At 66.4% G+C, this 15,712-nt stretch carries 19 protein-coding genes and 1 tRNA gene; 8 read left to right on the top strand and 12 right to left on the bottom strand.

The genetic code is table 11. The features are described from left to right. Positions 1 to 31: 31 nt before the first annotated feature. The gene (locus AC6CHL_RS00680) at positions 32 to 979 is read right to left on the bottom strand and encodes a DMT family transporter (protein WP_038688664.1); all 948 of its coding nucleotides are present in this window, start codon (positions 977 to 979) and stop codon (positions 32 to 34) included. Between the two features lie 72 nt (positions 980 to 1,051). Beyond that, positions 1,052 to 1,774 (bottom strand): helix-turn-helix transcriptional regulator, encoded by a 723-nt coding sequence (locus AC6CHL_RS00675; protein WP_498292819.1) that lies wholly within the window; start codon positions 1,772 to 1,774, stop codon positions 1,052 to 1,054. Positions 1,775 to 1,897: 123 nt separating this feature from the next. Between AC6CHL_RS00675 and AC6CHL_RS00670 the strand changes: the two genes are divergently transcribed. Together AC6CHL_RS00670 and AC6CHL_RS00665 are read left to right on the top strand one after the other, a co-directional pair. After that, entirely contained in the window at positions 1,898 to 2,719 is an 822-nt protein-coding gene (locus AC6CHL_RS00670; RefSeq protein ID WP_498292817.1) for a DUF6491 family protein, read from the top strand. Further along, entirely contained in the window at positions 2,716 to 3,198 is a 483-nt protein-coding gene (locus tag AC6CHL_RS00665) for a GNAT family N-acetyltransferase (RefSeq protein ID WP_498292816.1), read from the top strand. The genes AC6CHL_RS00670 and AC6CHL_RS00665 overlap by 4 nt, the downstream gene beginning before the upstream one ends. Here AC6CHL_RS00665 and AC6CHL_RS00660 read toward each other — a convergent pair whose 3' ends face one another. The 8 genes from AC6CHL_RS00660 to AC6CHL_RS00625 all read right to left on the bottom strand — a co-directional run bounded on the left by AC6CHL_RS00660 (position 3,199) and on the right by AC6CHL_RS00625 (position 8,724). After that, complete coding sequence (locus AC6CHL_RS00660) at positions 3,199 to 3,486, bottom strand: hypothetical protein (protein WP_038688668.1); 288 nt, start codon at positions 3,484 to 3,486, stop codon at positions 3,199 to 3,201. A gap of 166 nt (positions 3,487 to 3,652) precedes the next feature. Further along, the gene (locus AC6CHL_RS00655) at positions 3,653 to 4,102 is read right to left on the bottom strand and encodes a PA2169 family four-helix-bundle protein (RefSeq protein ID WP_137189345.1); all 450 of its coding nucleotides are present in this window, start codon (positions 4,100 to 4,102) and stop codon (positions 3,653 to 3,655) included. A 161-nt stretch (positions 4,103 to 4,263) separates the two neighbouring features. Further along, positions 4,264 to 4,533 carry a hypothetical protein gene (locus tag AC6CHL_RS00650; RefSeq protein ID WP_447593320.1) on the bottom strand — a complete coding sequence of 90 codons (270 nt, stop codon included), beginning with the start codon at positions 4,531 to 4,533 and terminating at the stop codon, positions 4,264 to 4,266. Beyond that, positions 4,533 to 5,255 (bottom strand): glycosyltransferase family 2 protein, encoded by a 723-nt coding sequence (locus AC6CHL_RS00645; protein WP_498292814.1) that lies wholly within the window; start codon positions 5,253 to 5,255, stop codon positions 4,533 to 4,535. Before AC6CHL_RS00645 ends, AC6CHL_RS00650 begins: the two co-directional genes overlap by 1 nt. Then, positions 5,252 to 5,839, bottom strand: a complete 588-nt coding sequence (locus AC6CHL_RS00640) for a class I SAM-dependent DNA methyltransferase (protein ID WP_447593318.1) — start codon at positions 5,837 to 5,839, stop codon at positions 5,252 to 5,254. The genes AC6CHL_RS00645 and AC6CHL_RS00640 overlap by 4 nt, the downstream gene beginning before the upstream one ends. Continuing rightward, positions 5,836 to 6,594, bottom strand: a complete 759-nt coding sequence (locus AC6CHL_RS00635) for a PIG-L deacetylase family protein (RefSeq protein ID WP_498292812.1) — start codon at positions 6,592 to 6,594, stop codon at positions 5,836 to 5,838. Before AC6CHL_RS00635 ends, AC6CHL_RS00640 begins: the two co-directional genes overlap by 4 nt. Then, a complete protein-coding gene (locus tag AC6CHL_RS00630; protein WP_498292810.1) occupies positions 6,582 to 7,559 on the bottom strand; it encodes an acyl-CoA dehydrogenase in 978 nt (325 codons plus the stop codon). The genes AC6CHL_RS00635 and AC6CHL_RS00630 overlap by 13 nt, the downstream gene beginning before the upstream one ends. A gap of 1 nt (position 7,560) precedes the next feature. Further along, positions 7,561 to 8,724 (bottom strand): zinc-dependent alcohol dehydrogenase, encoded by a 1,164-nt coding sequence (locus tag AC6CHL_RS00625; protein ID WP_463600856.1) that lies wholly within the window; start codon positions 8,722 to 8,724, stop codon positions 7,561 to 7,563. Positions 8,725 to 8,872: 148 nt separating this feature from the next. Here AC6CHL_RS00625 and AC6CHL_RS00620 point away from each other — a divergent pair, with 148 nt between their 5' ends. From AC6CHL_RS00620 to AC6CHL_RS00610, 3 genes are all read left to right on the top strand, one after another. After that, positions 8,873 to 9,043: a hypothetical protein gene (locus AC6CHL_RS00620; protein WP_498292808.1), complete on the top strand. Its 171-nt coding sequence runs from the start codon at positions 8,873 to 8,875 to the stop codon at positions 9,041 to 9,043. Between the two features lie 416 nt (positions 9,044 to 9,459). Next, the gene (locus AC6CHL_RS00615) at positions 9,460 to 10,551 is read left to right on the top strand and encodes an alpha/beta hydrolase fold domain-containing protein (protein ID WP_498292807.1); all 1,092 of its coding nucleotides are present in this window, start codon (positions 9,460 to 9,462) and stop codon (positions 10,549 to 10,551) included. 830 nt (positions 10,552 to 11,381) lie between these two features. Next, the gene (locus AC6CHL_RS00610) at positions 11,382 to 11,918 is read left to right on the top strand and encodes a hypothetical protein (RefSeq protein ID WP_498292805.1); all 537 of its coding nucleotides are present in this window, start codon (positions 11,382 to 11,384) and stop codon (positions 11,916 to 11,918) included. 335 nt (positions 11,919 to 12,253) lie between these two features. On the opposite strand, the gene AC6CHL_RS00605 is transcribed toward AC6CHL_RS00610, so the two are convergent. Both AC6CHL_RS00605 and kdsA read right to left on the bottom strand, forming a co-directional pair. Then, positions 12,254 to 12,330 (bottom strand) — tRNA-Arg (locus AC6CHL_RS00605). Positions 12,331 to 12,456: 126 nt separating this feature from the next. Beyond that, on the bottom strand, positions 12,457 to 13,302 hold the full coding sequence (gene kdsA / locus AC6CHL_RS00600; protein ID WP_498292803.1) for a 3-deoxy-8-phosphooctulonate synthase: 846 nt from the start codon (positions 13,300 to 13,302) through the stop codon (positions 12,457 to 12,459). A gap of 158 nt (positions 13,303 to 13,460) precedes the next feature. Here kdsA and AC6CHL_RS00595 point away from each other — a divergent pair, with 158 nt between their 5' ends. The 3 genes from AC6CHL_RS00595 (at position 13,461) to AC6CHL_RS00585 (ending at position 15,702) form a co-directional block, all read left to right on the top strand. Then, positions 13,461 to 14,063, top strand: a complete 603-nt coding sequence (locus AC6CHL_RS00595; protein WP_498292801.1) for a phosphatase PAP2 family protein — start codon at positions 13,461 to 13,463, stop codon at positions 14,061 to 14,063. A gap of 119 nt (positions 14,064 to 14,182) precedes the next feature. After that, positions 14,183 to 14,503, top strand: coding sequence for a hypothetical protein (locus AC6CHL_RS00590; protein WP_498292800.1), 321 nt, complete (start codon positions 14,183 to 14,185; stop codon positions 14,501 to 14,503). A gap of 92 nt (positions 14,504 to 14,595) precedes the next feature. After that, positions 14,596 to 15,702, top strand: coding sequence for a polysaccharide biosynthesis/export family protein (locus tag AC6CHL_RS00585; protein WP_498292799.1), 1,107 nt, complete (start codon positions 14,596 to 14,598; stop codon positions 15,700 to 15,702). The last annotated feature ends 10 nt before the right edge of the window (positions 15,703 to 15,712 follow it).

Genomic DNA, 15,712 nt, shown 5'->3' with positions numbered 1-15,712 from the left:
CGAATGAGACCATGCAGCCACAGCAACGCACTCAGCCCACATGTTCCGCAATTGCCCGCGGCGGCCGATGCGCGTGCGCGCACATCAGCACGCCGGACACCAGGCACGCGATCGCGACTGTTTCCATCGGGGTCGGCCAGCGCTGTTGCCAAGCGAAGCCATACAGCAGCGCGAACAGGGTCTCGAACACGATCATCTGGCCGGTCAGGGTGAGCGGCAGATTGCGGCTGGCGCGGTTCCAGCACGCGTTGCCCAGCACCGAGGCCACCACCGCCACCCCGGCGCTGATCAGCCAGAACCAGCCCCAGTCCACCGCGGCGTGGGATGCGCTCGGCAGCAGGAACGCACTGGGCACCAGCAACAGCGACAGCGCGCCGGTCGCCACGCCGGTCAACAGCGACCAGTCGTGGCCGGACAGGTCCGGTCGGCGTGCCAGCCAGCGGCTGTTGCCAATCGAATACACCGCCCACGAAAACAGCGCGCCCACCGCGCACAGCAGGCCCAGCAGGCGACGGCCGGTGGACCCCTGCGCGTGCTCGGCCTGCAGCGCCTCATAGCCCACCAACGCCACCCCGGCCAGACACAGCAGCAGCGCGGGCGCCAGCTTGCGCAACGGCACGGCGCCCTTCTCGCGCACGCCCGCCAGCGTCACCACCACCGGAATCAGGCCGACGATCAGCGACGCCGCCGCGCCACCGGCCCACTGCACGGCATTGGCCAGCAACACGAAATACACCAGGTTGCCGGCCAGGCTCAGCCACAGCAGGCCGCGCCATTCGGCCATGCCGATGCGCGTGCGCAGGTCGCGCCAACGGGGGGCCAGCAACACCACGGCGATCAGCCCGTAGACCAGATAGCGACCGGCCGACAGCTGCACCGCACCGAACTGGCTCAGCATCGCCGGCGCCAGGAACACCACGCCCCACAGCGCGCCCGCAGCAATGCCGTTGGCGATGCCCACTCCCATCGATCGATTCATCTGCGCGCGTGCACCGCTACCGGAAACAAGGCGCCAGTGTAGGCATCGGCACAGCGGCGGTCTTGACCCAAGCTACTGCCGCTGCCGGCGCCGGTATTCGGCCGGGCTCATGCCCCATTCGCGGCGCAGTGCCCGGGTCAACGCACTCTGTTCGGAGTAGCCCGCGTGCTGGGCAATCTGCGCGATGGCCAGGTCGGTGCCGGCCAACTGGCCACGCGCCCAGCGCAGACGGCAGCTGCTCAACCAGGCCTGCGGGCTGAGGCCGAACGCGTGCCGGAACAACGCGTGCACCCGGCTGCCACTCACGCCCACCTCGGCCGCGATGCGCTCCACTGGCCAGGCCTGACCGGGCTGGCGTTCAATGCGCGCGCATACCGCCTGCAGGCGGGTGGCACTGCCAGCCAGCGAAAAGGCCTCCAGCAGCAGCGGCATCTCACGCGCCACTACCGCAGGGTCGATCTGGCCGGTGCCTGCCGCGCTGACCCGGCGCGCCATCGCACGTACGGGCGCAGGCAACGCCAGCACCGGGTGCCGCGCCAGGCGCTCCACGGTGTCGTCATCCAGCAGCGCAGCCGGGCAATCCACGATCAGGAAGCGATCGTCCTGCAGCGCGCATTGCGCGTGCCCTGCCGACGGCGCCACGAAGGCGCCCTGCCACACGTCCAGGCGTGCGCCGCGCCCCTCCAGTTCGAACGTCAGTTCGCCCTGCAGCGGCACCACCCATTGCGCGAAGTCATGCCGGTCCACGCTGGACGTGCGGCCGTAGCGACGCAGGTTGAAGGCAGCGGTGGACATGGCCGAAGACAGTGCGGAACCCGGGGGAAGGAGGAGTCTGCGCGCCCCCTGTGCCCGGTGCAACAAGGGCCGCGCGGGCCGGTGCTATAGTCGGGACCGTCCAGTCAGCAAGGAGTGCATGCCGTGACGTCCCCTTCCATTCCGCCTGTGCGGCAGCGCCGCCGGTTTCCGGCCCTGCTTGCGATCCTGGCCGTCGGTCTTCCTTTGACCACCGCCCACGCCGAATCCCCTGCCCCATCGTCCGCCGCGCGCACTGCGCCGGGCCCACAGTGCATGGACGCCAAGGGCCTGCTGGAAATGAACCAGAGCAGCCCCGACAGCATCACCTTGCTCGACCGTAACCAGTCACCGTGGCGACTGCGCTTCAACGCCGCCTGCCCGGGACTTCTCGCCGCCGAGGACCCGCGCGTTGCCGCCGTCGACAGCTGGGTCTGCGGCACCGGCGATGAGCGGGTCATGGCCGGCGACAGAACCTGCACCGTCGCAGCAGTGGAGCGCATCAGCCGCCGCGAGTTCGCACAGCAGGCAAAACAGAACGACGTGGCGCGCCCGGTCACGCTGGACGCGGTGAATGTGACCGAGCATCGGCGCACCTTCCGCGGTTCGCCGTCGTACTGCTTCAGCACCCGCCATGTGCGCGGCTGGAGCGACAGCGCGCAGGGCGTCACCGTGGAAACCAACCCGCGCTACTCCGGCGGTTACCGCCACTACGTCATCGAAGTGGCGCCGTCCTGCCGCGGGTTGGTGCATTCGCCGCAGCTGCGATTCCATTCCGGATTCAAGACCGGCGTGATCTGCGGCCACCCGGGCGACATGCTGGAAGTGATCCCAACGGTGGACCCCATCCTGGACGCCATCGCCGAACGCGGCTCCCTGCCCGAACCGCCCATCAACCGTACCCAGGCCCGCTGCGAGATCCTCGCCGTGTACCCGGCCGCGTCGTGACGGCCCTGCTTCGGGTCACCTTGAGTGACCGGCCCCAGCTGCTGCCGCAGGTCGCGGCCTGGTACTTCCAGCAGTGGGGGCACCACGTGCCCGGCCGGACGTTGGCCGACGAGTGCGAACGGCTGGAGGTGTTCCTGCAGCCCGACGCCCTGCCGATGCTGTTGGTCGCGATGCAGGACGATCGCCCTGTCGCGGCCGCACAGCTGAAGTTCCATGAACGTGCGGAACGCCCGGAACGTCTTCACTGGCTGGGGGGCGTCTACGTGGATGCCGCGCAACGCGGCAAGGGCATCGCCGAGGCCCTGATCAACGACCTGATGGCGCGCGCCGCCAGCGAAGGCGTGCGCGAGGTCTATCTGCAGACCGAAGCCGATGATGGCGGCCTGTACCGCCGGCTCGGCTGGATGCCGCTGGAATCGATCGTGCATGCCGGCGGGTTCCCGGTGCGCATCATGGTCCGGCAGCTTGCCCCGCCCTGATCAGCGCACGCGAAGCGGCTGCGGGGCCGGGCGATCGGCCAGCGACCCCAGCGTGAACGTGTAACCGGCCTCTTCCAACAGCTTGCGCATGCGCAGCTCGGCGCGCTTCGGATACGCCAGCGACAGCGGCGCATGCAGCGCATAGGACGTGGACTTGCCCGGCATCGTGTCGCGGGTCACCGACGACTGGTTCGTTTCGCAGGCATTGGACCAGAGGTCCGACAGCACCTTCGGTCCGATGGATTGATTGTTGCCAAGCCGAAGCGTCAGCCAACGCATGTGTTCCATAACAGATCCAGTCAGCCCTTTCGATCGAGTATGCACCAAATCCCCACCCCCCGTACGGCGGCGTTCGGCCGCCAGACGCAGACAGCCCCGGGCGTACCGGGGCTGTCTGCGCGGTGCACTGCGCGTGTTCATGCGGCGCCGATCAAGGCGCCGCGATGCCCGGCGGTCAGTGCTTCATTGCATGCTTGCGGTCGCGCATGACCGCATGGCATTCCTGCACCTGCGGCAGCAGCCGCTGCACTTCCTGGCGCGCGGCCGGGGTGGTGTCGCTGTCGGTGAGGGTGTCCTTGAACGCCTTCAGCAGGCGATCCTCGGATTCCTCCAGTTCAGCCACATAACCGTACTGCGTGTCGCCCAGGGTGGCGCGGACCTTGCCGTAGAACTGCTGCATCGACCCCACCACCGTGCCGTGGTCGGCCGGCTTGCCACCGGCGGCCACCACCGTGGCGCTGAGCGAGCGAACCAGTTCGTCCTTCACCCCGGCGATGCGGGTGAACAGCGCAGACAGTTCTGCGTCCTTCACCTTGCCGGCCGCCTCGGTGTAGAAATCCTTGCCGTCGCGGGCGATTTCGATCAGGTCATTCAAGGTGTGCGTGGTCTTGGTTTCGGTAGTCACTGCGATCTGCTCCTGAAGTTTCGGGCTTGCCCGTGCTTGGGTGGATCCACTTTTCCGCATCGCCAATGAAGTCGGCGTGACACTGAAAACAAGCGGTTCAGTGACGTATCGACGGCGCGTTGCGATTGTTTCCATCGCGTGTTCGCCATGCGATTGCGTCTTCACGACACGTCGCGACGTCGCTTCACGCGCGCCAGCACCTGCCCGGCTACCGCGGTGCCCAGCACCAGGCTGTTGGTGACCACGAACACCCAGGACTGCAACGCAATGCTGTACAGAATGAACAGCACTGAGGCACTGATCTGCCCGACGAACAACCAGGTGGACACCGCCTCGCTGTCGGGCGCGTGCCACTGTTTCCAGATCTGACGCCACAGCGTCGCCACCAGGATGCCGGTCGCCGCCCAGCCGAGCAGATCCACCGCTGCCATCAGCACGCAGCCGCTGGTTTGGTCGCGCTGCCAGCGAGCACTGCTTCGGGCGGATCCGCGTTGCCGCACAGCTGTCCTTCCAGCCGCCGCAGGAAGTCGCTGAATCCGTTCACCGCCCGCGCATGACGGCGGGCGCTGGTTACCACCTGTGGCGTGGCAAGGCGGGCCACGCGCGCGCCACTGGCCTGGATGGCCGCAATGAGGGCGACGTCTTCGCCGGTCACCAGGGGAAGAAATCCGCCGCTGTCGCGGTAGGCGTTGGCACTGAAGCCCATGTTCGCCCCGTGCACGTGCAGGTGGCCGTCCCGTGCCTGCTCGCTGGCCCCGAAGGCTCGCTGCACGGTCGGCGCATAGTCCTGCCAATCGTCCACGGTCACCACCCCGCAGAAAGCGCTGGCACCGCACTGCACCTGTTTCACCAGCCAATCGGCCGGCACGCGGCTGTCGGCGTCAGTGCAGCCGATCCATCGCGCGCCCTGTGCCAGGGCGTGATCGCTGGCCACTGCACGCGCCACCCCCACACAGCCCGCCTCGACCCGTACGACCTGTACCCCGAAACGTCGGCATATCGCCGCCGTGGCGTCACTGCAGCGGTCCAGGGCCACGATGATCCGCACGTCTTCGCCAGCCAGGGCGCGATGCTGCGCGGCCGCCTGCAACGCCTGCAGGCAGGGACCGATCAGCCGCTCCTCGTTGTGCGCCGGTACGATCGCCGCGATCATCGCAGCCCCTCGTGCTCGGCAACCGAGCGGGTGTCGCGCGACCAGCCCTGCAGCAGCATGTCCGCATCGCACCAGGAGAACGCCCGCGGCAGCAACGCGTCCAACTGGGCATGCACGAACGCGGCCGAGCACCTCGCCTGTGCAAAGTCCGGCCGCCAGTGGCAGGCAATCAGCACCCCCTGCGCGTCCAGCGACGTGGCCAGCCGTGCCGCCATCGCCTGCATTGTGGGCGGGTCCAGGTAATAGCCCAGTTCGCTGAACACGATCAAGTCGAACGTGCCATCGGGCCACTGACGCGGGTGCTCGGCACGCTCGACCCGCACATGTGACTGTGCAGCCAAGGAAACGCGCGCCGCGCTCACCGCCTCTTCGCTCAGGTCGGTGGCCAGCAACTGCGCGCAGCGCGGCGCGAGTGCGGCGGTGAGCACCCCGTTGGAGCACCCCAATTCCCAGCCGCGCAGGTAGTGGGCCCGTGGCAGGCTGGCCAGGGTCAGGGCACGCTTGCGCGCCTCGTACCAGCGGGTGCGGTACGCGAACGGATCGTCCTGCTGGTAGAGCGCGTCGAAGTAGGCGGTCGTGTTCATCCAATCAACACCTCGTAGTCACGCTCGAAACGCTGCACCACCGTGGGTGGCAGGATGGGGTCGCAGTCCAGCCCGTCCACCGCGCCAAGCTGGGTCGAAAACTGGGTGATGGCCGCGCGCTTGCGCTGCATCAGCTGGGCGCTCAGCGGGACGCGCGTCGCGGACGCCCAGGCATGCGATGCGTCCTGCGGATCCAGCCAATGCCAGCCCCACACCGGGAATTCGCGCAGCGTGCAGCCACGTGATGCGGCCGCGAGCGCGCAGGCGCGGCCCACTGCCTCGTGGTCGGGATGTGCATCGAGGCGCCACGGCCCCAGCACCAGATCATCGGCGCGCAGCAACGCCAGCAGGCGCGCCGCCAGCGCTGCTTCGCTACCGGCTACGGCACCGTCATCCATGTGGAACGCGTGATGGACACCATCGGCCAGGCCGAGGCAGTCCAATGCACGCGCGAGTTCCTGCTGGCGCGTGCTACGCAGTCGGTGCGGTGGCCACGTCGACTGACCGGGATAGCAGGCCTCACCATCGGTAACCGACATGACCACCACCGGCAGCCCAAGCGCCTGGGTAGCGGCCATCAGTCCGCCGCAGGCGAGCACTTCGTCGTCCGGGTGCGGCGACACCACCACCAGCCGTGCATGGCCCGCAAGCAGCGTGGCGGCGTCGCACACCGGCAGCGCATCCAGCCACGCGCACGCCTGCCACTGGGCTTCGCTGACGCCGTCGCCGGCAATGTGGCGCGTTACAACGTCCATGCCCGCCCCTCGCGATGGCAGTCCATGCCCAGCTGCTGCCAGTCGCGGTCGGCGTGGCTCTGGCGGATGAACACGGTCAGGTCGCTCCAGCGCCGCGCGTGCTCCGGGTCCATGCACATGGGCCCCGGCCCAAGCGCCCGCGCGACCAGATCCAGGGTCTGCACGCAAGCGCGCTCCACCACGCTGCGCACCCGCACCACTTCGGTCATGTGGGCGTGTGTGGGGGCGGCGTCGATCAAGTCCGCCAGCTCACGCAGCAGCGCCGCGCACGCGGACAGGCTCATGTCGACCTGGCCCAGCAGCCCGGCTGCCACGCCCGGTTCACCCGCCTTGGGCGAGCACCGCAGCGGCGCGGCCAATGCCGTTGCCGCCCCGAACCAGCACGCGGCGATACCCGCGCCGCCATGCCAGAAACCGGGGCGTTGCAGGTAGGCGTCGGCCGCCCCGATCTCCACGGCCGGCACCCGCTCGAAGTGCGCGGTAACGCTGGGGATGCGCTCCATGCCGGTGGCCTGCCAGGCTTGGGTGTCGCACTTCAGGCGCGCCTGTCGCAGGTCCGCACGGAACAGCCGGCAGTGCCCGTCCACCCGCACCGTCACCAGCGCCGCGCCCACCCAATCGGCACCCGAGCACCACGGTTTGGCGCCACTCAGCGTGCTGCTGCCGGCATCGAAGGCCAGGGTCGCCGCCGGTCCTTCGGCGGCCCATACCGCCGCCAGTTCCCCGGTAGCCAGCGGCGGGGCGTCAAGTTCATGCAGAATCGCCGCGGCGTCATAGTGCGCCTCCAGCAGCTTGGCCAGGCATAGATCCTGCGCCCCGATCTGCGCCAACAGCCGCCAGCGCCCCAGCGTGTCGCCCGCCCCCGGCAGCGGCAGCGCGGGATGGCGGGCCAGCCATGCCTGCGCGTGCTGCACCAAGGCAGGCGTTTCCGTACGCGGCGTGGCGATGTTGCTCACCGTACCCATGTCAGGGCGTCAGGATCACCTTGCGGCAATCCTCCTGCTTGCGGTCGAAGATCTCGTAGCCCTTGGCCGCCTCTTCCAGCGGCATGCGGTGGGTGACGATCACCCCCGGATCGAGATTGCCTTCTGCGATATGGTCGAGCAGCTCCGGCATCAGCTTCTGAACGTGGGTCTGGCCCATCTTGAAGGTCAGCCCCTTGTCGAAGGCATCGCCGAGCAGGAAGCCGTGCACGAAGCCGGCATACACGCCGGGAATGCTCACGGTGCCGCCGCGACGCGTGGCCGCGATGCACTGGCGGATCGCCACGCCACTGCTGCCTTCCACCTTCAGCGTGGTCAACGCCGACTCGAGCGCACTGCCCTCGGCTTCAAACCCGACTGCCTCGATGGTGGCATCCACGCCGCGTCCGTTGGTCTGGGTGACGATGTATTCGGCCGGATCATCGACGCGCGTGAAGTCGATCGGCGTCACCCCGTACGTGCGTTGCGCGAAGTCGAGGCGGTACGCCAGGTGATCGACCATGAAGATGGTCTCCGCCCCCAGCAGGCGGCAGCACGCCGCGCTCATCAGGCCAACCGGCCCTGCGCCGAAGATCGCCACACTGGAGCCGGGCTTGACCCCGGCATTGATCGCCGCCTGGTAGCCGGTGGGCAGGATGTCCGACAGGAACAGCACCTGCTCGTCGGACAGCCCGTCCGGAATCCGCAACGGACCCACATTGGCCTTGGGTACGCGCACGAACTCGGCCTGCCCACCCGACACGCCGCCATACAGATGGCTGTAACCGAACAGCGCCGCCGGCGGACGGATGCCCTTCTGATTGGTCGCCGCCCCCTTGCCGCTGTTGGTGGTTTCGCACGCGGCAAACTCGGCAAGACGGCAATGGAAGCAGGCGCCACAGGCAATCACGAACGGAATCACCACCCGATCGCCCGGCCGAAGGTCGCTCACACCGCTGCCGACCTCTTCGACAATGCCCATGAACTCATGGCCCAGCACGTCGCCGCTGTGCAGGTCGGGGATCTTGCCGCGATACAGATGCAGGTCCGAGCCGCAGATCGCCGTGGCGGTCACGCGCAGAATCAGGTCGTCGGGAGCCGCCAGCACCGGATCGGGGACGGTGTCGACACGGACGTCCTTGCTGCCGTGGTAGGTCAAAGCGCGCATATGCTGCTCCAGTGAGGGATGCACCATTGCTACGCCGGGCTGCGTACCGGGGGGGTGACTCAACCGTGTGCGCCGTGTTGAGGGGGAGCGACGGTACGTTCACCCGGGCGGCAGGATGCTCCAACTTCACTCGCACAGGAGTCAGCCAATGAACACACCCACCCACCCACGCGGCACGCCCGAAGACGATCAGCAGAAGGCGTTCACGCCGGACAAGGTCCGCAATGACGACGCCCGGTGGAAGGACAAGGACATGCCGGAACAGGACGACGGCAAGGTCACCCCGGCCGACTACGAGGCGCCCCCATCGAAGGACTGAGGCAGGCCACCCGTCGTACTACTGCTGCCCAGGCGGTGAGGCCGGCGGCGCTTCCACCGGTGGCGCTGCAGGGGCCGGATCGCCTTCAGGCGGTGCCTCGAGTGGCGGCACCTGCGCTGGCGGATCGCCTTGGGGCGGCGCTTCGGCAGGCGGCTCCTGCACCGGCGGTTCCGGGCTCACCGGCACTTCCACCGGCGGCGCAACAGGCGACCCTGGCGTGGGCGTAGGGGCCGCGCCGGGCGGCGAATGCGACGATGCGTTCATCGGGTAGCTCCAACGGGTGGGATGGCAGAGCATCGCCGGTAGCGCGTCAACAACCGGCGACGGGACCGTGCACGTATCGGCACGGTGACGCTTAGTACCAGGCCACGCCGGGCGCTATCCTGTGCCGCATTCCCGCAACGTGGACCGAGCACATGGCTGTTTCGAAATGGATGTCGGCGCTTCCGCTGTGCCTGCTGCTGGCCCCCGGCGCGCACGCCGCAGCGCCTATTGAAGGCGTGCGCCAGGTGCCCAGCTTCGCATTGCCGGTGTCGCCCTATCTCAGCCCGCAGGCGCAGGACAGCGTACGCAGCGCAGTGATCCACGGTGATCCCACGGCCAAGCTGGACAATGCCGCCGTCCTCGCGCAGCTGGACAGTATCCGCAAGGGGACCGACCAATGGGCCTATGGCGAGATCGCCGAACTGCGCAAACGCTTCGCGGTGGAGCTGCATCACGAAACCTGGGGCGGCATTCCGGTGGTGCGCGTGCAGCCGCAGAGCGCACCGCCTGACCCCGCAAACCGACGCCTGCTGATCGAACTGCATGGCGGCGCCTTTGTGTTCGGCCGCGCTGACAGCCTGGGCCTGCTCGAGGCGATCCCGGTGGCGGCGATGACGGGCATGACCGTACTTGCCGTGGAGTATCGTCAGGGCCCCGAGCACCGCTTCCCTGCGGCCAGCGAGGATGTCGCGGCGGTGTACCGGGCGGCATTGGCGCGGTTGCCCGCCGCGCATATCGGCATCTTCGGCTGCTCGGCCGGTGGCGTGCTCACCGGGGAGTCACTGGCCTGGTTCGCGAAGGAGAAGCTGCCCATGCCCGGCGCGGCCGGCCTGTTCTGCGCAGGCGGCGATGCGCGTTACGGCGGGGACTCGCGCTACGTCATGGCCGCGATCAACGACGCCCTGCTGCCCCATGCCGACGGCACATTGCCCATCATGGAGGACCTCTACTACGGCGACGTCGACTTCCGCGACCCGCTGGTGTCGCCGGTGTTTTCCGAACCGCTGCTGGCGCAGTTTCCGCCCACGCTGTTCATCACCGGCACCCGCGCGGCGGAGCTGAGCAATGTGTCCTACATGCACAGCCGGCTGGTCGACCTGGAGCGCGTGTCGGACCTGCATGTGTGGGAGGGGCTGGGGCACGCGTTCCATCTGGATGCCAAGCTGCCGGAAAGCCAGCAGGCGTACCGGGTGATGGCGCGGTTCTTTGCGCGGCACCTGGGGGCGGCGTTGACTGGGAGTTGAAGCGCAGTGGTTGACTTGTGGCAAGTCATCCACGATTAGTCAAGCGCAAGACCTGTGGTGGAGCACACAGCGCCAATCATCCGGAGAGGTGAATCGATTTCCGTGCAGTTGCCTCCCAGTTGCTCGATCGCGACTAGCAATCTTGATATCCAAAGCACTGCTTTCGACCCGGAGAAGTTGGGCACCCTTAACCTGCCCCCGTTCGCCCGCATTTGAACAACGAAAAAATCACTTCGTTCGCGGGCTAAATCAGCCCAACAGACGTCAACACTATCCTTACAAGACATTCCCTTGGATATCAGCTCATCCTTGGACTCCCACTGTGGGACGCCAAAACCTCTCGCTTCTACCTATGAATAGCGTGACTCACCCATGATGGCCTCGCAATGCTACTTGAGATGATTGCCCCTAGTTAAGCATTTGGAAAGGCCCTACTCCAGATTCGGCATCGGTTTCGTTTTTTCGAATAGTCGTTTCACAGATGACATTATTCGTGCTTCTGCCAATTATCTCGCAATCTGCGCCGAACTGAAGCTAGCAATTCACGAAGCTGGCGACATCGATCTTCGGAGCCCAAACGTCCCGTTAGCCGGACGAACAAAGCCGAGTAGACAGCGGAAAGCTTGCCCGAGTTAATTGAGATGCCCATCTTGTATGTTTACACTTGACACACCCGCCCCTCCCCTTAGGACAAACGGTGCGCCAGAAGACCTGGTGAAATCGACACGTGCCCTCAGCTGGTACACATGCGACACCCCCCATCCGCGCCGCAAGGACGAATCGCATTGAACAGAGGAAATTGCAAAACTGCTATCCCGATGGCGATCGCAATGCTCGCCACCTATGTTGCACTGAGCTCGCGACAGTCCTGGACGCGCTCGCTTCGACGGCCTTTTCAAACATCACCTGAACCACTTAAGGAATTGGCGATTGTTAAGCAGCGCGATCCCTTGAAATGCCTTGTGGAGCTAACTGGAGCGACCGGACTTGTTTTTGGCACTTGGTCGCTATTTTTCGTGGCAATCCAACGTGCGAGCATTGACACATCCATGTGGTACAACCTCATCTGCTTTGGCTACGCGATGGGTTTCTTCCCCGCCATCATTTTGAACAGTCTAATCGGCTCGATCTATGAGCGCGGCACAAGCGCAATTAAGCTTTACTACAGCGAAATAATGGAGAAGAACGGAAGAGCGTTTGCAGCATTCATGATTATCCTTATTCTCTCCATCGCCCTCATTGCCATCTGCGCTTGGTCCGCCCCAGTATTTTCCGGTAAGGTCAATAGAGTTGTGGCAATTTCAATAGCCATTGGAGCCATCGTGGGAAGTGAATTCTCCTCAAGGAGACTTGCTCAGATGAACTAAAAGAGGGGGGCGTAACCGTTAGTCCCCATGACCGGGATGCGGCGCGTCATTGGTGTCGGGCCACCTCAGCCCAAACGCCGTTGTGACTGTTCATGGCAGACGCCTGACTGAAAAGGTGAGGCCATCGACAGGAGGAAAGTGCGGCGGCCGCCAACTCCCACTAGCAGCCGCAAGTGGCTCTAACGAGATTTGTGCAAGCCGTCCCAAGTCCGGAATGCCCCGCCCACGCTCAAGCGCGACAAGGGGCGGAAGCAAGTCTGTCATCTGTGACATATCAGAGCCAGAAGGAGCCCATGCACGACATTGAGTTGATGGGGCGCAACTAGGCCATTGAATGGTGACCCCGGCCCGATTCGAACGGGCGACCTTCCCCTTAGGAGGGGGACGCTCTATCCAGCTGAGCTACGGGGCCAAGTGCGGGACGGAAAACCCCCGCCAAACCGCTGGCTGCACGCGCCAATTCGGCGTGCAGCCATGAAGGATACCCACATTCAGCGGCGGGACCAAGGCCGTCGCCGCCAAATGCCGGCGGGCCGCCTCAGCGGATATCCAGTTCCGGGAAGCCCTTGACCAGTTCGTCCAGCGCCTTGATCTGGGCCAGAAACGGCTCCAGCGCCGACAGCGGCAGTGCACTGGGGCCATCGCAGCGTGCGTGGTCCGGGTCACGGTGCGCCTCAAGGAACAGCCCCGCCAGGCCCAGTGCCATGCCCGAACGGGCCAGCTCGGCCACCTGACGTCGGCGGCCACCCGAAGCTTCGCTGCCCGCGTCGCGGCGCTGCAGGCTATGGGTCACGTCAAAGATCGCCGGCAGGCCGCCGGTGGACTCGATCATCTCGCGGAAGCCCAGCATGTCCACGACCAGGTTGTCGTAGCCGAACTGCGAGCCGCGCTCGCACAGGATGATGTTCTCGTTGCCGGCCTCGCGGATCTTGGACACGATGTGTTTGATCTGCGTGGGACTGAGGAACTGCGGCTTCTTGATGTTGACCGCCCGGCCGGTCCGGGCAATAGCCGCCACCAGGTCGGTCTGGCGGGCCAGGAAGGCCGGAATCTGCAGCACGTCGACAACCTCGGCCACCGGGGCGGCCTGGGCCACTTCGTGCACGTCGGTGATCACCGGCACGCCGAAGCGACGCTTGACCTCCTCGAAGATGCGCAGCCCCTCTTCCAGGCCGACGCCGCGGTAGGACGCGATCGACGAGCGGTTGGCCTTGTCGAACGAGGCCTTGAACACGTACGGGATGCCCAGCTTGCCCGTTACCGTGGTGAAGTGCTCGGCCGCGTGCAGGGTCGAATCCAGGTCTTCCAGCACGTTCAAGCCGCCAAACAGCACGAACGGGAGACGATTCCCGACCACCACACCTTCTGCAACGGTAACGTTCATTCAAGACTCCTGGGGCGTTGTGCGCCGGGACGCGGCCCGGACAATGCGCCATTCTAGGCCGCACGGGCGCGATCGAACATGCCGGCGGCGGCCCGGCTCAGCATCGGCACAGCCCGCCTGCCCTATGCTGCCCCGTCTCCCCCGCCTCACGTGACCAGATGTCTTCTTTGTGGGTTCATCTCTCCCAGCTGGGCGACAGCCGCTGGCTGCTGCCGCTGGGACTGACCCTGATGCTCGTCGCACCGGCCGCGAGCGCGCCGCTGCGCTGGCGCTGGGCGGTGGCGCTGGCCGTCGCGGCCTCGCTGACGCTGGTCTCAAAACTGGCCTTCCTCGGCTGGGGCGTCGGGCTGGCCCGGCTCGATTTCACCGGCTTCAGTGGTCACGCCACCATGAGCGCGGCCATCTATCCGGTCGTCGCCTACCTGGCCGCGCATGGCAGGTGCCGCTCGCCGGGGGGCTGGGCTGTCGCGGGCCTCGCGCTGGCGGCCGCCATTGCGTGGTCGCGGCTGCCGCTCAATGCCCACTCGCTATCCGAAGTAATCAGTGGCTGGCTGCTGGGAGCGGCGGTCTCGGCAGTGGCGCTGTCGGCGCGCCCGGCCGCGTTCACTACACCGCTGCGCACGCTGGTGCTGGCGCTCTGCATGGGCCTGCTGGTGCCGCTGGCGATGCCAAGCGTGCGCACGCACGACCTGGTCGTGCGGCTGGCCACAGAGCTATCGGGACGCGACAGCGTATTCGCACGCCACCATCCACAACGTTGATCGTCAGAATTTAGACATGGCGCGATCGGTGCGGAATGACGCTTTAACCTTGACACTGCACGGCCATCGCAGCCACCATACCGGTGAAATATTTACCTGACGGAGTAGGAGACCCCGTAATGAAGAAGATTATTGCCGCATTGGCCCTGTTGGGTATGTCGTCCCCGGTGTTCGCCCAGGAAGCACCGGTTGAACCCGGCGCAGAAGTGGCGAGCGCTGAAGTCGCGGGCACCGGAACCGCCAGCGGCGCCGCTGCCGGCACCCTGACCACCGCAGCTGCCATCGGTGGCGGCATCGCCATCGCGGCCGTCGTTTACAGCGTCGCCTCGGACAGCAGCAAGGATGACGCCGGCAACAACAACGGCGGCGGCACCACGCCTCCGGGCCCGGGCGGCACCACGGGCACGACCGGCACCACCGGTACCACCGGCACCAACTGATCCGCCCAGCGGATTAGGTGTCGTCACGCCCTCGCCGGGCGCAGGTCCGGCGGGGGTTTTGTTTTGCCCGTTCGGGCCAGGAAAGATCACCGATGGATTGCAAGCGTCTCGGCGCCGTAGTGGCGTTCGCCCTTACCTTGACCGGCTGCGTGTTCGCCCCCGGCCAGCACATGCGCTCCAGCGCATTCGCCCGCGATGACCAGCCGGTCGGCAATGACCAGATCGAGCTGATCCCGATCACGCCGAAACTGATCGCCATGGACCGCGCTGCGCGCGACGTGCCGACCCTGCCGACGGCGCTGACCACCTACCAGCCGGGCCCATACACCATCGGTGCGGGCGACGTCCTGTACATCACCGTGTGGGATCACCCCGAACTCACCGTGCCAGCAGGTCCGCAGCAGCAGCTGAACGCAGCCGGCCGGCCGGTACAGTCCGACGGCACGCTGTTCTACCCCTACATCGGCAACGTAGAAGCGGCCGGCAAGACCCCGAGCCAGCTTCGCGAACTGCTCACGACCAAACTGGCGCGCTACATCGAGGCGCCTCAGGTCGATGTCTCCATCCTGACCTACGCCAGCCAGCGTGTCTGGGTGACCGGCGCATCGCGCCAGGCCGCCACGGTCCCGCTGACAGTGACCCCGCTGACCCTCGGCGATGCCATCAGCCAGTCCGGCCTGGACGCTACCCAGGCAGACCTGTCCGGCGTGCGCCTTACCCGCGAAGGGCTCACCTATTCCATCGACCTTGACCGGCTGGGCCGCCAGGGCGGCGGTGCCACCAACATTTTCCTGAAGGCCAGCGACCACCTGTACGTGCCGTACCTGGATCGCAAGGAAGTCTTCGTGGTCGGTGAGGTCAACCAGCCCGGCGCAATGAGCTTCAAGACTAGCGACATCTCGCTGAGCCAGGCGCTGGGCCGTGCACGCGGTCTGCAGCAGAGCACCTCCAATGGCAATGCCGTCTACGTGATCCGCGGCTCCAACGACCTGCAGAATGCGCCGTCGACCGTGTTCCACCTGGAAGCGCGTTCGCCTGCGGCCTTTGCCGTTGCCAGCCAGTTCGAACTGCTGCCCGGCGACGTGGTCTTCGTGGGTGCCGCCGGCGTGACCCGCTGGAGCCGCTTCGTGAACCAGCTGTTGCCGTTCACCTCGATCATCAGCAACGCCGCCAGCGCGCGTAACGATCTCGACAACTGACGGTGGTTCA

The organism is Stenotrophomonas sp. GQ19 (assembly GCF_059758695.1).
This window is presented reverse-complemented; position numbering and strand designations above follow the sequence as displayed.